The organism is Pseudomonas sp. CCC3.1, assembly GCF_034347405.1.
Classification (GTDB): domain Bacteria; phylum Pseudomonadota; class Gammaproteobacteria; order Pseudomonadales; family Pseudomonadaceae; genus Aquipseudomonas.
Genome location: NZ_CP133778.1, coordinates 1,863,470 through 1,879,562, shown reverse-complemented (window position 1 = coordinate 1,879,562; position 16,093 = coordinate 1,863,470). Strand labels below are relative to the sequence as shown.

The window sequence follows — 16,093 nt, the reverse complement described above, 5'->3', positions numbered from 1 at the left end:
GGCGTCGATCAAAGGCTCAAAGACCCCGAAATGCAGGTCACCGCGGCGCCACCCACCCAAATATCCTGGCCGATCTGCTCAATAAAAACCCGCCCGGCACGGCCCATGGCAGTGCCTTGGCTGACGACATAGCGCGCCGGGGCCAGCCCGTCGGCGATCAACCACTGCGCCAACCCCGCGTTCAGACTGCCAGTGACCGGGTCTTCAGACATGCCGTCGCCCGCCACAAACGCACGCACCTCAAACTGCGCCTCTTGGCCATCACGCTCGGGCGTCCAAGGCGCAACGACGCCCAAGGCCAGGCCCTGTAGCTGGGAGTAGTCGGGGTTTAACGCCAGTACCTGCTCACGATCACGCAGCAGCACTGCCACCCAACCCGGGCCGTTGTCGACCCAGCGCGCTTGCAGGACGTCTTGCCGCTCAATTCGTAAACCTGCGCATACGCGCTGCAACAACGCGTCCTCAACAGCCCCGGAGCGCAGCAGCGGCGGCGCAGTAAAAGCCAGTTGCTCGCCGTTGCGGCGAAGGGTGATCAGGCCTACGCCGCACTCTTGAATGATCGCTTCACCACGCGGCTTGCCACCGGCTTGCAGCCAGGCATGGCAACTGCCCAGCGTCGGGTGCCCGGCAAAGGGGAGCTCTCTGAGCGTGGTAAAAATGCGCAGACGGTAATCCGCCTCGGGGTTTTGCGGTTTGAGTACAAAGGTGGTTTCACTGAGGTTGGTCCAACGCGCAAAGTCGGCCATTTGCTCATCGGTCAAACTGTCGGCATCCAACACCACAGCCACCGGGTTGCCTTTAAGGGCAACGGTGCTGAAAACGTCGACTTGCTTGAATTCAAATTGGCTCATGCCAGGCTCCCGATCGCGGTCAATTAGAGCCGGGATATTCCTCTGTAGGAACGAGCTTGTCTCGCGATCTTTTGATCTTTTAAAAGATCGCAAGACGGTGCACCCGTATCGGCGCTTGGCGCTACTTGAACTGCCGACTCAAGCCCGGCGGCACGCCGCTGATGTCGGTGTCTTCCCACGGCCCGCGCGGACTGATCGAGCGGCTCCAGCCGTTGTCCCAGCGGTAGTAGGTGCGCTGGCGATAGAAAATGTTGTTCTGGTCATCCAGCACATACACCCCCAGGCGCGCATCCCAGTGGCTCGGGCCACCGGGCGGCGGCGCGAAGGTGGCCGAGGTGCGCGGCAACGGTTTTGGCGGTTGCGGGATGGGCATGTCCGGTAGCGGCTTGCCAGAAGGCTGAGGCGCCGGGATCGGGCTGGGTGCTGAGGGCGTGGTGGATTCGTAAGGCTGATGAACCGCGCAAGCACTCAGGCCGACGGCCAGACTAAGCAGGGTGATACGAGCAAGTGCGGCCATAACGGGTTCTCATGTAAGTCGTAAGGACCTGTGGGAGCGGGCTCGCCCGCGATGCAAGCGACGCGGTGTACCTGTAACACCTTGTCGATCCCATCGCGGGCAAGCCCGCTCCCACAGAATCAAGCCCGTGATGAATTTATTTATCCGGGCTGTCGATGGTCAGCTGTTGCAGCGTTTGGGTGCTGTTGGCCAACGGTTTGCTGCGCCCTACCCATTCACCAGCTGTCGGTTGGCCAGCACGGGAGATGCGCGCAACCAGTTGGACTTCGGGAAAGTTAGACAGTTTCAATTGCGGCATCATTGCGTCGGCATCGCCCAGCTCCACAGTGATGGGCAGGTCGGCCACAGTGACGCGCTTGACCGCCAGCGGCGCGGGTGGGCCAGACATCGCACGGGCAAAGATGAAGACGCTGTCACCCGGTAATACGCTGGCTTTGACCGCGTCAGCCACATCCACGCTGACTTTGATCGACGTCTCGGCTCTAGCCGCAGGCGCGGCTTCAACCTTGCCGCCGCTGGCGAGCAACTGTTCACGGGCGCGCTCAATGCCGCCTTGCAAGGCGTCGCGAGACGGATCGCCTGCGGGCAATTGCTGCAACAGTCGGTCCCAATAAGTGATTGCCTCCTGATAGCGCTTGCCCTCAAATGCCGCGATACCGAGCAGGCCAAGGCTGGTGACTTCGTTGGGGTCAGCTTTCAGGGCTTCATCAGTCAACGCCTGGGTCTTGTCGCTCCACTTTTTATTGTCGGCAAAGTACTGGGCCTGCGCCCACTGCCCCAACAACTCAGGCTGACGTCCGGCCAGTGCAACAGCCCGCTCAAAGACTTTCGCCGCATCGGCAGAGCGGTTTTGCGCCATGTAGGCGCGACCCAGAAAGTACCAGCTCTCGGCCGAGTCCGGCTGCGCAGCGGCGGCACGCTCAAGGCGCGAGATCATCTCTTCGAGCGAGTGCGGCGGTGTCGCGAATTCGTGGGTCAGCTCAACCTTGTCACTCGCACCAAAGTGCACATACAGGCCCAGGCCCAGGACCGGCACCAGGATCGCAGCCAAAATCGGCACCGCTTTGCCAAGGTTGGAGGTTCGTGACGGCGCCACGCCTTCGGTGTCCGCCAGCAGTTCACGGGCGGCTTCAGCGCGTCCTGCCTCCAGTTGCTCAGCGGTCAATACGCCGTCTTCACGCTGGGCCTGCAATTGGGCCACGCGTTCTTGGTACAGCGCCACGTTCAAGGCGGTGCGGTCTTCTTCGCGCTGGGCACGACGACCGCGCACTACCGGAATCAGCAAAAAGCTGAGGGCGATCAGTAGCAGCAAGCCTGCTGCGAGCCAGAAATCAATCATCTTTGGTTTTATCCAGCAAGGTATCGAGGCGCTGACGCTCCTCGGCAGAAAGTGTGTCCGAACCTGCGGCAGGTTCTGTACGACGGCGGCGCCCGACAATTACCCCGATCACCACCAACCCCCCCACCAGCAAGGCCAGCGGACCAAACCACAGCACGGCGGTTTTGCTAGTCAAGGCCGGTTTGTAGCGCACAAAGTCGCCGTAGCGATCGACCATAAAGTCGATGATCTGCTGGTTGTCCTTGCCCTCGCCCAGCATGCGGAAAATCTCGCGACGCAGGTCGGTGGCGATCGGCGCATTGGAATCAGCGATGTCCTGATTCTGGCATTTGGGGCAACGCAGTTCCTGAGTCAGTTCACGAAAGCGCGCACGTTCGGCGTCATTGGCAAACTCATAGGTGTCGATGGCCGCGTGGGCCACGCCCGTGAGCGTCAAGCCGAAAGCAACGGCCGCTAACCAGCGCTTCATGGCTTGGCCTCGTCGACCAGTGCCTGGTATTTGCCCGCCAGTTGCTCGCGCCACACACGCTCGTCGATCACCCCGACAAATTTGTGGCGAATGATGCCTTGGCTGTCGATCAAAAAGGTTTCCGGAGCGCCGTACACGCCCAGGTTCAGGCCCAGAGAGCCTGCTTCATCGTTGATGTCCAACTGATACGGATTGTGGAACTCCGTGAGCCACTTTTTGGCGTCGGCATTGATGTCCTTGTAGTTGACGCCGTAGATCACCACGCCCTGCTCGGCCAGTCTGGTCAGCACCGGGTGCTCGACTTTGCACGAGACACACCACGTGGCCCAGACGTTAACCAGCGCCGGCTTGCCCTTGAGGTTGGCTTCGGTCAGGGTTTTGTCACCCTCAACCGACGGCAGGCTGAACGCCGGAAATGGCTTGCCGATCATTGTCGACGGCAACTCGGTCGGGTCCAGGTACAAGCCTTTGTAGAGAAACCCTGCCATGCCCAAAAACACCACCAGCGGGACCAGCATTAGCCAGCGTCTCATGCGGTTTCTCCTGTCATGCCCAGCGCGTCGCGCACGCGGGTTTTAACCTTGACCCGGTAACGCCGATCCAGCGCCGCCAGCACCCCCCCGAATCCGGTGAGCAAACCGCCAAACCAGATCCAGCGCACAAAGGGCTTAACGTGCACCCGGACCGCCCAAGCGCCATTTTCCAAGGGTTCACCGAGCGCCACGTACAAGTCGCGGGTGAAACCGGCGTCAATCCCTGCTTCGGTCATCATTGAGCTTTGCACCGTGTACAAGCGTTTTTCCGGATGCAGCACGCTGACTTCCTTGCCATTGCGAATGACGCGCACGGTGCCTTTGTCTGACGTGAAATTCGGCCCTTCAAAATGCGTGGCCCCTTCAAAAATGAACTGGTAACCCGCCAGTTCCATCGACTCGCCCGGTGCCAGACGCAGGTCGCGCTCAGCACTGTTCTGGCTCGACAACACCACGCCCAGCGCGCACACCGCGATGCCCAAGTGCGCAATCTGCATGCCCCAATAGCTGCGGGTCAGGCTGCGCAGGCCTTTGACCAGGCCTTTGTGGCGGGTTTTGTCGCCGATGTCGCGCACCCCGGCCAGCAACACCCAGGCCGCCAACATAAAGGTGGTCATCACGGCCCAGTTGAAGTCCCCATAGGCCACACCGGCAATCGCCGACAGCGCAGCGCTGCCGAGCAGCACCGGGGTCAGCATGCCCAGCAGCCACTTGATCGGCGTGTCTTTCCAGCGCACCAGCACACCCACGGCCATCACCACCATGAGCAAGCCCATCAGCGGGATAAACAGCGCGTTGAAGTACGGCGGCCCGACCGACATTTTGGCGCCGCTGAGGGCGTCCAGAATCAGCGGGTACAAGGTGCCAAGCAGAATCATCGACGCGGCCACGACCAGAATCAGGTTGTTGCCCAGCAGCAACGTCTCACGCGACCACAGGTTAAAACCGACATGGCTTTTGACCACCGGCGCACGCAGCGCAAACAGCGTGAGCGAGCCACCGACCACGAACAGCAGGAAGATCAAGATAAACACGCCGCGCTCAGGGTCCGAGGCGAACGCGTGCACCGACGTCAGCACCCCGGAGCGCACCAGGAACGTTCCGAGCAGGCTCAACGAAAAGGCGGCAATGGCCAGCAACACCGTCCAGCTTTTAAACACCCCGCGTTTTTCCGTCACGGCCAGCGAGTGAATCAGCGCCGTGCCGACCAGCCATGGCATGAAGGACGCGTTTTCCACCGGGTCCCAGAACCACCAACCACCCCAGCCAAGCTCGTAATACGCCCACCACGAACCCAACGTGATACCGATGCCGAGAAAGGCCCACGCCACGAGGGTCCAGGGGCGCGACCAACGCGCCCACGCGGCATCCAGCCGACCACCGAGCAAGGCCGCAATGGCGAAGGCAAAGGCCACCGAGAAACCGACATAGCCCATGTACAGCATCGGCGGGTGAACGATCAGACCGATGTCTTGCAACAGTGGGTTAAGGTCATTGCCATCGGCAGGCATTTGCGGAAGCAAGCGTACGAACGGGTTGGAGGTCAGAATCAGAAACAGCAAAAAGCCGACGCTGATCATGCCCATGATCGACAGCACCCGTGCCAGCATCACTTGCGGCAACTGGCGCGAGAAGACCGACACCGCGAAGGTCCAGCCGCCCAGAATCATGGCCCACAACAGCAACGACCCCTCGTGGGCGCCCCATACGGCGCTGAACTTGTAGTACCACGGCAGCGCGCTGTTGGAGTTGCTGGCGACGTACGCCACCGAGAAGTCATCGGCCATAAAGGCGTAGGTCAGGCAACCGAAGGCAAACAGCAAAAAGGCGAACTGACCCCAGGCCGCCGGTTGCGCCAGGCTCATCCACAATTTGTCGCCGCGCCAGGCGCCGAGCAACGGCACGATGGCCTGCACGATGGCAAAGCACAGCGCCAAAATCATGGCCAAGTGGCCCAATTCGGGAATAAACAGTCCAGACGTCATCACTTGACCTCGTTAGCCGGTACAGATTCGACCGGTGCAGGCGCAGACTGGCCACTCTCTTTGAGCGCCTTGGTCACTTCGGGCGGCATGTATTTTTCGTCATGCTTGGCCAGCACTTCATCGGCCACCACTACCCCGTTGGCGTTGAGCTTGCCCAGCGCGACGATGCCCTGCCCTTCACGAAACAGGTCCGGCAAGATGCCGCGGTATTGAATGGTCACTGCCTTGTTGAAGTCAGTGACCACGAACTGAACGTCCAGCGAGTCGCCCGAGCGCTTCAGCGAACCGGCTTCTACCATGCCGCCTGCGCGAATCCGGGTATCAAGTGGCGCTTCGCCATTGGCGATCTGGGTCGGGGTGTAGAACAAGTTGATGTTCTGCTGCAAGGCGCTCAGGGCCAACGCGACGGCGGCGCCGATGCCCACCAGAATCGCCAGGATGATGATCAAACGTTTTTTACGCAGCGGATTCACTTCGAATTCTCCCGACGCAGACGGCGCGCCTCTTGTTGCAAATAACGTCGGCGCGCCGCCAGCGGCAGCGCCACGTTTAACGCCAGCACCGCCAGGCAAATGCCATAGGCCGACCAGACATACAAGCCGTGATGGCCCATGGCGACAAAGTCGCTGAACGAAGCAAAACTCATCGCCTTCCCTCCAGCGCTTTTAACACTTGCGCTTTGGCCCAACTGCTGCGCGCCTCGCGCTTGAGCAGGTCCAGGCGCATGCGCAGCAACAGCACGGCGCCAAAGAAGCAATAGAAACCGAGCACGGTGAGCAGCAACGGCAGCCACATTTCCACCGGCATCGCGGGCTTTTCGGTGAGGGTGAAGGTCGCGCCCTGGTGCAGGGTGTTCCACCACTCCACCGAGTATTTGATGATCGGGATGTTGATCACGCCAACAATCGCCAGTACCGCGCAGGCCTTGGCTGCGCTGTCGCGATTAGTGATGGCATTGCCCAGGGCAATCAGGCCGAAGTACAGAAACAGCAAAATGAGCATGGAGGTCAGGCGTGCATCCCACACCCACCACGAGCCCCAGGTCGGTTTGCCCCAGATGGCGCCGGTAACCAGCGCCACGGCGGTCATCCAGGCACCGATGGGCGCGGCGCATTGCAGCGCGACGTCAGCGATTTTCATCTTCCAGACCAGCCCCACCACCCCGCACACCGCCAGCATCACGTAGCAGGACTGCGCCAGCATGGCCGCCGGCACATGGATGTAGATGATCCGAAAGCTGTTGCCTTGCTGATAGTCCGGCGGCGCAAACGCCAAGCCCCAGACCACCCCGCTGACAATCAGCAGTACGGCGGCACTGCTCAACCAGGGCAGCAAGCGCCCGCTGATGGCATAGAACCATTTGGGCGAGCCGAGTTTGTGAAACCAAGTCCAGTTCATCACGCTGTTTCCATCACGGTGCTTTGACGCGGCCTGCAAAGGTCGTTATCAAAACGCGGGTCTTTACTGGCCCTTGTGGGGCCAGACCTCATTATTCATTCGCCGACGCTGATTTTCAGGCCGGCCGCTATAGCAAAAGGTGTCAGGGTGACTGCCAGGGCCGTCAGGCTTGCCAGCCATAACAGATAACCGGTTGCGGGCATGCCTTGTAATGCCGCTTGCAAGGCGCCGCTGCCAAGAATCAGCACCGGGATATACAAGGGCAGAATCAGCAACGCCAGCAGCAAGCCACCGCGTTTAAGCCCCACCGTCAGCGCGGCGCCCACGGCACCGAGCAAACTCAGCACCGGCGTGCCGAGCAATAACGACATCAGCAACACCGGCAAACAGGCCACCGGCAATCCCAGCATCAGCGCCAGCAATGGCGACAAAATCACCAGAGCCAGCCCGGAAAACGCCCAGTGTGCCAGTACCTTGGCCAACACCAGTAGTGGCAAAGGGTGCGGCGAAAGGACCCACTGTTCCAGTGATCCGTCTTCGAAATCACTGCGAAAAAGCCCGTCCAGCGAGAGCAGAACCGATAAAAGCGCGGCCACCCAGAGCAAGCCAGGCGACAAGGTTTGCAACAATTGAGTCTCGGGGCCCACGGCCAGCGGAAACATGGCGATCACTATCGCGAAAAACACCAGCGGGTTCGCCAATTCGGCCGGACGCCGACACAACAAACGCGCTTCACGCGCCAGCAATGATGCAAACACACTCATACGGCCCAGCGCCCCAGGTCAAGATCGCGATAACCGGCAGGCACCCGGGTCAACGTATGGTGAGTGGTCAGCACCACAGTGCCACCCAACTCGCAGTGGCGGGCCAAATGTTCTTCAAGTTGCGCGACGCCTTGTTTATCCAGTGCTGTAAACGGCTCGTCGAGAATCCACAGCGCCGGGCTGTCCAGGTGCAGACGAGCCAGCGCCACACGCCGTTGCTGCCCGGCCGACAAGGTGTGACACGGCACATCTTCAAAGCCCTTTAGACCGACAGCAGCCAGCGCATCCCAAATCGCTTCGCGGCTTGCGGGGCGATGCAGGGCACAAAGCCAACTGAGGTTTTCTTCGGCGGTGAGCAAGTCCTTGATCCCGGCCGCATGACCGATCCACAGCACGTTATTGGCCAACTCAGCGCGCTGCTCACTCAGCGCGCGCCCATTCAGGCGTATTTCGCCCGCTGTCGGCTGCATCAGGCCCGCCAACAAACGCAGCAGGCTGGTTTTGCCACTGCCGTTGGGGCCGCTGATCTGTAGCATGTCGCAGGGGCTCAGTCGCAATTCGAGATTTTCGAACAACAAACGCCAGTCACGCTCACAGGCGAGCGCTACGGCTTCTAGAAGAGGACTGGTCACGTAATTGAGGCCTTCACGGTTCAAGTCGGCGCGGGCGTGGCCGTTAAAGTGATGCAGCATAAATGCATTTACGGCCTGTATAAGAGAGCTGGATCAAAGAATTGTGTTGTTTTTCAAGCCCCTTGACCAACGGGGCAGCATTATACATGCCATGTCCTACTCTAAAGAGGGCAATTTCGACAGGTTGTGACGATGAAAAGCGATATGAGTATTCCACCCATCCCACAAGCTGCGCCCACCAACGTACGCCCCAGCGCTGTCAGCGGTGACGTGCTCAAACTGCTGCAACCATTGGATGGCCTGATCGGACCCGGCCAGAGTGCTCAAGCGCAAGTCGTGTCGCTCAAGCAAGGCGATGCCGTGTTTCAACTGCTGCTCAAGTTGACCCTCGACAGCGGCCAGCAGACTCACGTGCAGGTTAACAGCAACCAGCCCTTGCCTCTGGGCACGCTACTGTCGGTGACGCAACCGTCGCCTGGCAACCTCGCGATTAGCCTGCAACACGCCTTGAGCAGCAGTGCCGCCACCCTCTCCCGCCTTGATCCGCAACAATTGCCGACGGGGACGCTGCTGCAAGGCAAGGTACTGAGCACTCAAGCGTTGCCGCAGGCGGCTGGGCAACCCGCGATCTATCGCTCACTGGTGACCCTGCTGAACAGCGCCTTGAGCGGCAGTACCCTGAGCGTCGACAGCCCACGACCTTTGCGCGTCGACAGTTTGCTGACCGCGCACGTGCAAGGCAGCCAGACCTTGAACTTCGTACCGCTCAGCGGCCGCCAAGACCAATTGGCCATTGCCCAGCAACTGGCAACCCAGCAAGCCCGCCAAGGCTCGCTCGACGGGTTGTTGAGCGCCCTGCAAAAACTCCCGCCCAGCGACAGCATGCCCGACGCGTTGCGAGCCACTATCGACAAGTTGTTGGGCGGCTTGCCTACCCCCCAACAACTGAGCAACCCCAGCACTTTAAGCAGCGCCCTACTCAACAGTGGGGCATTTCTGGAAGCCAAGCTGCTCGGTGGACAGTTGCAGGCGTTGGCCCCAGACATGAAAGCCACCTTGTTGCGGCTGATTGCGCAAATCCTCCCTGGGGTCCCGGCCAACTCCAGCTTCAACCCCGGTGTCGCCGCCAGCACCCAGGCGCAAGCGCTGCCGACCTTTGTGCGCAATGCGTTGGGCGTGCTTGGCCAGGTCAGCGCCAAACCACAGCCGGGCGGTTTTCCGCTGCCGCCGCGCCTGCTGCAACATGGCGAAGGCGAAGGCGAAGGCGAAGATAGCCTGGAAAACCTGCTCAAACTCGCCGCCGCCGCCATTTCGCGCCTGCAAAGCCATCAACTGGCGAGTCTGGAGCAAAGCGGGCGCACCGCAGACGGCAATCTGCTGACCACCTGGCAGCTGGAAATCCCCCTGCGCAACGCCCACGACATCGTGCCGCTGCAGGTCAAATTCCAACGTGAAGAACCGCCCGAGCAAGGGCCGGAAGACAAACGCGAACACCGCGAAACCAAGGATCAACTGTGGCGCGTCGAACTGGCTTTCGACCTGGCGCCCTTGGGGCCGCTGCATGTGCAGGCGCAACTGATTCGTGGCAGCCTGTCCGGGCAATTGTGGGCACAACGCAGCTTCACGGCCGAACTGATTGCCAGCCAACTGGGCGTGCTGCGTGAACGTTTGAATGAGGCAGGCCTGAGCGTCACTGACCTCGACTGCCACCAAGGCACCCCGCCCCACAGCGGCCCTGCCAAACTTGAACAGCGCTGGGTCGACGACACCGCATGAACACACCTTCCGAACCGCGTCAGGCCATTGCCCTTAAATACGACGGAAAACAGGCACCCACCTTGACGGCCAAAGGCGACGACGCCCTGGCCGAAGCCATCCTTAAATTGGCCCGCGAATACGAAGTGCCTATTTATGAGAATGCCGAACTGGTCAGGTTACTGGCCCGCATGGAATTGGGCGACAGCATCCCGCAGGAGCTGTACCGAACACTGGCCGAAATTATTGCCTTTGCCTGGCAGCTCAAAGGCAAGTTTCCGGTGGGCTTTGACCCGGATGCCGAGCCAGTGGAGCGCGACATCACGCCGTTGTAACGCCTGCCATCAGCGTATTAAGCAGGCGCCGTTCAGTGCATGGTCCACGTGCATTGCCGCGTCCAGCAGTTGGCTGTCGCTGCGATAATCACCCACCACTTGCAAACCTATGGGTAGCTCTCCCGGCGCTCTGGGCAAAGGAATGTTGATCTGCGGCAAGCCGAATGCCATCCAGAATTTGCAAAAATCAGAAGGCCCTGTGGCCTCCAGCCCCAAGGGCGCGACCATGCCGCATGTAGCCCCGAGCATGGCGTCAAAAGGGGCGAACAGTGCTTTAAGTATCGGGGCCAGTGCGGCCAAGCGGGCTTTAGCGGCCGTTTCCTGCTCCCACGTGGTCTGCTGAGCCCGCTCAATCATGGCCATTACCTGCGGGCTGAGTGACTCGGGGCTCGATTGCCATTCTTTGGCCAGCGAGCGGGCCCCCTCGCAATCGTTGATCAACAGATGGTCGTCAAACACGCCGACAAACTCATCCGGCAGGACGACTTGCGTCACCCTGTGCCCCGCCGCGCTTAATACATCGAGTGACGCCAGCAGTGCGTCGGCCACCGGCGGTTCAATGTCGCCCCAACGTGCCGTGCGGCAAAATCCAAACGTTCTGCGCCCACTCGCCGGCTGGGTGGTTGTCAGCCCAGGAATCAACACCCGCGCGATTAAAGCCAGATCCCCCACAGAACGCCCATACCAGCCCAACGTGTCAAAACTCGGCGCCAGCGGCTTGATCCCTTCCAGAGAGACCAGCCCGTAGGACGGTTTAAATGCATACAACCCGCAGTACGACGCAGGCTTGAGCAGCGAACCTGCAGTCTGCGTGCCCAACGCCACAGGAAAAAAACCTGCCGCCATACCCGCAGCAGAACCCGCGCTGGAACTGCCGGGTGTTCTACTCAGGTCAAGTGGGTTACGCGTCGGCCCGGTCTGCATATAGGCAAACTCGGTGGTGTGGGTCTTGCCCATGATCACCGCGCCTGCCTGGCGCAGCAGAGCTACCACGTGAGCATCGCGCGATGGCCGGTTGTCTTGATAAAGCGGGGAGTAAAAACACGTGGGATGGTCGTGGGTATCAATGATGTCCTTGACGCCAACCGGCACACCCGCCAGCAAACCCTTGAGTGCGGGTCCTTTCAACTCCACCACTTGCTTGTTCAGTGCGGCGGGGTCCAGTGAAACAAATGCCTGGATTTCAGCTTCGCGGGCGTTTGTTTGTGCCAAAAAATGCTCAGCCACTTCGCGGGGACTGATACGCGCAGTGCGCACCTGCTCAGCAATCAAAGTGGCATCGGCGGTATCTAGAAGGCTCATCTTTGTGTCCAACCCTTGGCTTTATTGTTGTTAAACGGCATACACCAATGCCCAGTCCACAAACCCTTTGACCTCAATGGAATTGCCCGACGGATCGATGCCGCGACCAAATCGTGAACGTGGTAGGCGAAATGAAATAGCGATTTCAAATCAAGCGCCACAGTCGGATGCGGCCACATGATCAGGACGGAAATCATGCCGCGCCAAACTCGAAACAGATAGCCTGTTATTTTTTACCTGAGCGAAACAAATTTTTATGGATACCGCTACCTGAGAAGCCTGATCGCAGTGATCGAGTGCGGATCCGTAGATGCTCGGTGGCCTGTTTGCTGCGCGACAACACAGCGTCTAAAACGGAGCGGCAGCTTCTACGGCAAAAGTGTCCTCAGCACGGTTTCAAGCACAACCTGCCCTTTGCGCGGCGTGCCCTCAAACTCAATCCAGCCTTCGTTAAAGCCATCGATCATTTGCATGCGTGGCAACGGGTTGCGCATGCCCTGAGCCGTAAACAACGCCTGCCAACGTTCACGAGGCACGGTCTCCATGCTCACGGGCTTGCCGAGCAACCGGGCGAACGTCTCGGCAATCTGATTCGGCGTCACGCGCTGAACGCCTTCAAGTTCAACCACGCGCTGCCCTTGCCATACATCCTGCAAAAGTTCGGCAGCCACCCGGCCAACATCCGCCGTGGCAATCATCGGCACGGGCTTGTCCAGTGGTTGCAAGAAGCTTGGAATCACCCCGTGCTCAATCGCTGGAGCAACATCCCACAAGGCGTTTTCCATAAACCAGCCGGGGCGCAAAAACGCCACGGGCGTGTCCAGTGTGCCCACCGCCTGCTCAAGCAATTGCAACTGGTTAAGCAGATTAGGTTGAGTCGCCTGCACACCGATGGTCGACAGACAGACCACCTTACCCGGCTTGGCGTATTCGAGCGCCTGACGAATATTCTCGACGATCAAGCGCGCCTCGGGAAACCCCGGGAGCGGGTCGAAGTTGGATGGCAGCATGATGAACACCCCGTCTACACCCGTGAAAGCCTGCGCCATGGCTTGGGCGTCGTCGACGTCGGCCAGCGCCACTTCACACCCCAGTTGCGCCCAAGGCAGGCCCTTTTCGGTGCTGCGAACCACTGCCCGCACCGACTGCCCGGCACCGAGCAAAGTCCGGGCAACGGCGCCACCCACCTTCCCGGTAATGCCTGTAACTGCGTACATATGCGTTTCTCCTCAACTCAAACAACGGCTGTTGTGTGAGCTGAATTATCCAGCCCAAGAACCTCGTTCTTCGATAGCATCAGTGTCAATGCACACATGACAAGGAATCATCAATGAGCTTCGATCCGGGATTGGCCAGCGGCATGGGCGTGTTGAGTGCTGTGGTCGACAGTGGCAGCTTTGCCAAAGCGGCCGACAGCCTGGACATCACGCCTTCAGGCGTGAGCCGGGCCATCTCCCGACTGGAGAAACGCTTGGGCATTCGCCTGTTCGACCGCACCACACGGTCGGTGCAACTGACCGACGAAGGGCGGCGGTTTTACCAGGAAGTCGCCCCGTTGCTGGCTGGCCTCGAAGACGCAGCCAACTCGGCGGCAGACAGCGCGCTGACCGTACGCGGACGTTTGCGGGTCAATATCGACCCGTATTTTTCAAGACAGGTGCTCGGCCCCGCGCTGGGCGAATTCATGAGCCGCCACCCGCAATTGCAGTTGGACTTGCACACCAAGGATCAACTGGGCGATCTGGTAGCAGACGGCTTTGACCTGGCCATTCGTTTCGGCTATCCGCAATCGTCATCACTGGTTGCGCGCAAGCTGATGGAAGTCAGGGTGTTAACCGTCGCGGCACCGGCCTATTTCGAGCGCCATGGCCGCCCTCTGACCCCTCGCGATCTGGAGGATGGCCAGCACGTATGCATCGATTTTCGCGACACGCAGACCGGGCGGCCTTTTGCGTGGGAGTTTCATCGAGGCGCAGAAAAGATCATCGTGCAGACCGACGGTCGACTGATCATCAACGATGCCAGCACCTTGTACAGCGCCTGCGAACACGGTCACGCGGTGGCGCAGATGCTTGATTTGGGGCTGACGCCAGCACTCAAGGACGGCCGCTTGGTGGACGTGTTTGCGGACTGGCCAGATGAGCGATTTCCGCTGTACGCCTTCTATCCATCGCGCCATTTACCGGCGGCCAAGGTGCGAGCGTTTTTGGCGTTTGTGGGGGAATTGTGTGAGAGAGCGAGCTTGCCTTAATGCCAGTCAGTTAACACATATACCCTGTGGGAGCGGGCTTGCCCGCGAGGGTATCGGCGCGGTTTAACAGGGAAACCGCACCGCCTGCATCGCTGGCAAGCCAAGCTCCCACAGGTTTCTGGCTGCGTTTAATAACTGACGTGCATTAGGGTTTGCCTCGCGATCTTTTAAAAGATCTAAAGACCGCAGCCTGCGGCAGCTTCCTACACCGGTAGTCGTATGAAGCATTAACCCTTATGCATCTTGCTCATCAACTCGGCCTCAGCCTGGGTCAATCCACACGATTGGGTCAGTTCGTCGACGCTGGCCCCCATGCCCACCAACCGCGCGGCCTGATCAAACGACAGGCTGGTCGGGTCGCGCTGTTCCAGGCGGGTCAGTTTTTCAGGCAGGGGCGCAACGACAGAGCGCATTTCGTGCAGTTCTTCGCCCATTTGCACGTTGCCGTTCTGGTAGGTGTCCAGGCGGCGGCTGAGTTCTTTGAGGCGGCGATCGCGCTGTGCATCGGCCACGGCCTGCTGCGCCGCTGCCACGCGCTGTTTGCGCACGTAAGTGACGAACGCATACAGACTGGCTGCCCACAGCAGCCCCAGGACGATTACCGCCACCTCAAGGATCAATCAGATGTTCTCCAGGTCCGACCATTCTTCTTCGGTCATCATTTTGTCCAGCTCAACCAGAATCAGCAGTTCGCCGTTCTTGTTGCAGACGCCCTGGATAAACTTGGCCGACTCGTCGTTGCCCACGTTGGGGGCCGTTTCGATTTCAGACTGACGCAGGTAAACCACTTCCGCCACGCTGTCGACCAGAATTCCGACCACTTGCTTGTCGGCTTCGATGATGACGATGCGCGAATTATCGCTGATGTCGGCAGGGTTCAAGCCAAAACGCTGACGGGTGTCGATGACCGTTACCACGTTGCCGCGCAGGTTGATGATGCCCAGCACATAGGCGGGCGCACCCGGCACCGGGGCAATTTCGGTGTAGCGCAGCACTTCCTGCACTTGCATCACGTTGATGCCGTAGGTCTCGTTGTCCAGCTTGAAGGTGACCCATTGCAGGATCGGATCTTCGGAACCCTGTGCGGCTGATTGTTTCATTCCCCAAACCCCTGACTAAAAACCATAACGGTGTGTGCTGTCTGACCGCGCTCAAGGCCGGTCGCTTATGTGTCTGCTTGATGGGCTGCGATGTGTCTGGCGCCACCACTGGCGATCAATTCCGCCAATTCGGCGACGTCCAGCAAGGCACACATGTGCTCGATCACAGTGCCCGCGAGCCAAGGACGTTGCCCGCGATGGGAGCGCCATTTGATCTGGTTAGGGTCCAGCCGTAACGAGCGGCTGACCTGATGCACTGCCAGCCCCCACTCATAACCCTGGACCGAAATGACGTATTGCAGCCCTTCGCGAAAATCGTCGCGGTAGCGGTCAGGCATCACCCAACGGGCCGTGTCGAGTACGTTGAGCTTGCCGCTCTGGCTTGGCAGAATGCCCAAAAACCATTCTGGCTGGCCAAACAACGGGGTCAATTCACGGCCTTCGAGCGAGTAAATCGAGCCCAGGCACACCAGCGGCACAGCCAGTGTCAGCCCGGCAACGTCGAACAATAAGCACTCGAACGGTTCGCTCGCCCACGCAGGGCGCCCGTCATCCCGAACCGGCAAACGTGTACCCGACGCGCTCGCATGATGTGCTTCAACCCGAGGCGGCACCCATAACTCGGCAGTCGGGATCACCGCTGACAGTGCCAGTGGCACCGCCAGTTCTACCGGAGCTGCGCGGGCATCACGCACCTGCTCTTCGAGCACGGCAGCGGCGAAATCCTCCAGCGCTTCAGACTCGGGCTCAGCCAGCGGGACTTCATCCAGTACCTCTGCCGTGGCATCAAACAGCAAGGTGTCCAGGTAAGACTGCAACGCCACTTGCGGGCTCGTGGACAGCGCGACCGGTTGCTTCATAA

The 16,093-nt window shown here is 60.0% G+C and carries 19 protein-coding genes; 3 read left to right on the top strand and 16 right to left on the bottom strand.

Annotated features, from left to right (window positions below):
* Nucleotides 1-8: 8 nt before the first annotated feature.
* The 11 genes from RHM56_RS08510 to ccmA all read right to left on the bottom strand — a co-directional run bounded on the left by RHM56_RS08510 (nt 9) and on the right by ccmA (nt 8,488).
* The gene (locus RHM56_RS08510; protein WP_322240438.1) at nt 9-851 is read right to left on the bottom strand and encodes a PhzF family phenazine biosynthesis protein; all 843 of its coding nucleotides are present in this window, start codon (nt 849-851) and stop codon (nt 9-11) included.
* A gap of 121 nt (nt 852-972) precedes the next feature.
* Entirely contained in the window at nt 973-1,368 is a 396-nt protein-coding gene (locus RHM56_RS08505; protein ID WP_322240435.1) for a hypothetical protein, read from the bottom strand.
* A gap of 136 nt (nt 1,369-1,504) precedes the next feature.
* Entirely contained in the window at nt 1,505-2,707 is a 1,203-nt protein-coding gene (gene ccmI, locus RHM56_RS08500) for a c-type cytochrome biogenesis protein CcmI (protein WP_322240433.1), read from the bottom strand.
* Nucleotides 2,700-3,176 (bottom strand): cytochrome c-type biogenesis protein, encoded by a 477-nt coding sequence (locus RHM56_RS08495; protein ID WP_322240431.1) that lies wholly within the window; start codon nt 3,174-3,176, stop codon nt 2,700-2,702. The genes ccmI and RHM56_RS08495 overlap by 8 nt, the downstream gene beginning before the upstream one ends.
* Entirely contained in the window at nt 3,173-3,709 is a 537-nt protein-coding gene (locus RHM56_RS08490) for a DsbE family thiol:disulfide interchange protein (RefSeq protein ID WP_322240429.1), read from the bottom strand. Before RHM56_RS08490 ends, RHM56_RS08495 begins: the two co-directional genes overlap by 4 nt.
* Complete coding sequence (locus tag RHM56_RS08485; protein WP_322240427.1) at nt 3,706-5,694, bottom strand: heme lyase CcmF/NrfE family subunit; 1,989 nt, start codon at nt 5,692-5,694, stop codon at nt 3,706-3,708. Before RHM56_RS08485 ends, RHM56_RS08490 begins: the two co-directional genes overlap by 4 nt.
* Complete coding sequence (gene ccmE, locus RHM56_RS08480; protein ID WP_322240424.1) at nt 5,694-6,167, bottom strand: cytochrome c maturation protein CcmE; 474 nt, start codon at nt 6,165-6,167, stop codon at nt 5,694-5,696. The genes RHM56_RS08485 and ccmE overlap by 1 nt, the downstream gene beginning before the upstream one ends.
* Nucleotides 6,164-6,340, bottom strand: coding sequence for a heme exporter protein CcmD (ccmD, locus tag RHM56_RS08475; protein WP_322240422.1), 177 nt, complete (start codon nt 6,338-6,340; stop codon nt 6,164-6,166). Before ccmD ends, ccmE begins: the two co-directional genes overlap by 4 nt.
* Nucleotides 6,337-7,095, bottom strand: coding sequence for a heme ABC transporter permease (locus RHM56_RS08470; RefSeq protein ID WP_322240420.1), 759 nt, complete (start codon nt 7,093-7,095; stop codon nt 6,337-6,339). Before RHM56_RS08470 ends, ccmD begins: the two co-directional genes overlap by 4 nt.
* Nucleotides 7,096-7,187: 92 nt before the next feature.
* Nucleotides 7,188-7,856 (bottom strand): heme exporter protein CcmB, encoded by a 669-nt coding sequence (ccmB, locus tag RHM56_RS08465; RefSeq protein WP_322240418.1) that lies wholly within the window; start codon nt 7,854-7,856, stop codon nt 7,188-7,190.
* The gene (ccmA, locus tag RHM56_RS08460) at nt 7,853-8,488 is read right to left on the bottom strand and encodes a cytochrome c biogenesis heme-transporting ATPase CcmA (RefSeq protein ID WP_322241733.1); all 636 of its coding nucleotides are present in this window, start codon (nt 8,486-8,488) and stop codon (nt 7,853-7,855) included. Before ccmA ends, ccmB begins: the two co-directional genes overlap by 4 nt.
* A 192-nt stretch (nt 8,489-8,680) precedes the next feature.
* On the opposite strand from ccmA, the gene RHM56_RS08455 reads away from it, so the two are divergent.
* Together RHM56_RS08455 and RHM56_RS08450 are read left to right on the top strand one after the other, a co-directional pair.
* Nucleotides 8,681-10,264, top strand: coding sequence for a flagellar hook-length control protein FliK (locus tag RHM56_RS08455; RefSeq protein ID WP_322240415.1), 1,584 nt, complete (start codon nt 8,681-8,683; stop codon nt 10,262-10,264).
* Entirely contained in the window at nt 10,261-10,578 is a 318-nt protein-coding gene (locus RHM56_RS08450) for an EscU/YscU/HrcU family type III secretion system export apparatus switch protein (protein ID WP_322240412.1), read from the top strand. The genes RHM56_RS08455 and RHM56_RS08450 overlap by 4 nt, the downstream gene beginning before the upstream one ends.
* 9 nt (nt 10,579-10,587) lie before the next feature.
* On the opposite strand, the gene RHM56_RS08445 is transcribed toward RHM56_RS08450, so the two are convergent.
* A complete protein-coding gene (locus tag RHM56_RS08445) occupies nt 10,588-11,880 on the bottom strand; it encodes an amidase (protein WP_322240410.1) in 1,293 nt (430 codons plus the stop codon).
* Nucleotides 11,881-12,248: 368 nt separating this feature from the next.
* The gene (locus RHM56_RS08440) at nt 12,249-13,097 is read right to left on the bottom strand and encodes an NmrA family NAD(P)-binding protein (protein ID WP_322240408.1); all 849 of its coding nucleotides are present in this window, start codon (nt 13,095-13,097) and stop codon (nt 12,249-12,251) included.
* A gap of 113 nt (nt 13,098-13,210) precedes the next feature.
* On the opposite strand from RHM56_RS08440, the gene RHM56_RS08435 reads away from it, so the two are divergent.
* Nucleotides 13,211-14,131 (top strand): LysR family transcriptional regulator, encoded by a 921-nt coding sequence (locus RHM56_RS08435; protein WP_322240406.1) that lies wholly within the window; start codon nt 13,211-13,213, stop codon nt 14,129-14,131.
* Nucleotides 14,132-14,358: 227 nt separating this feature from the next.
* Here RHM56_RS08435 and RHM56_RS08430 read toward each other — a convergent pair whose 3' ends face one another.
* From RHM56_RS08430 to RHM56_RS08420, 3 genes are all read right to left on the bottom strand, one after another.
* Complete coding sequence (locus RHM56_RS08430; protein ID WP_322240404.1) at nt 14,359-14,751, bottom strand: DUF2802 domain-containing protein; 393 nt, start codon at nt 14,749-14,751, stop codon at nt 14,359-14,361.
* Nucleotides 14,752-15,231, bottom strand: coding sequence for a chemotaxis protein CheW (locus RHM56_RS08425; protein WP_019411563.1), 480 nt, complete (start codon nt 15,229-15,231; stop codon nt 14,752-14,754).
* A 65-nt stretch (nt 15,232-15,296) separates the two neighbouring features.
* Nucleotides 15,297-16,091 carry a CheW domain-containing protein gene (locus RHM56_RS08420; protein WP_322240402.1) on the bottom strand — a complete coding sequence of 265 codons (795 nt, stop codon included), beginning with the start codon at nt 16,089-16,091 and terminating at the stop codon, nt 15,297-15,299.
* Between the last annotated feature and the right edge of the window lie 2 nt (nt 16,092-16,093).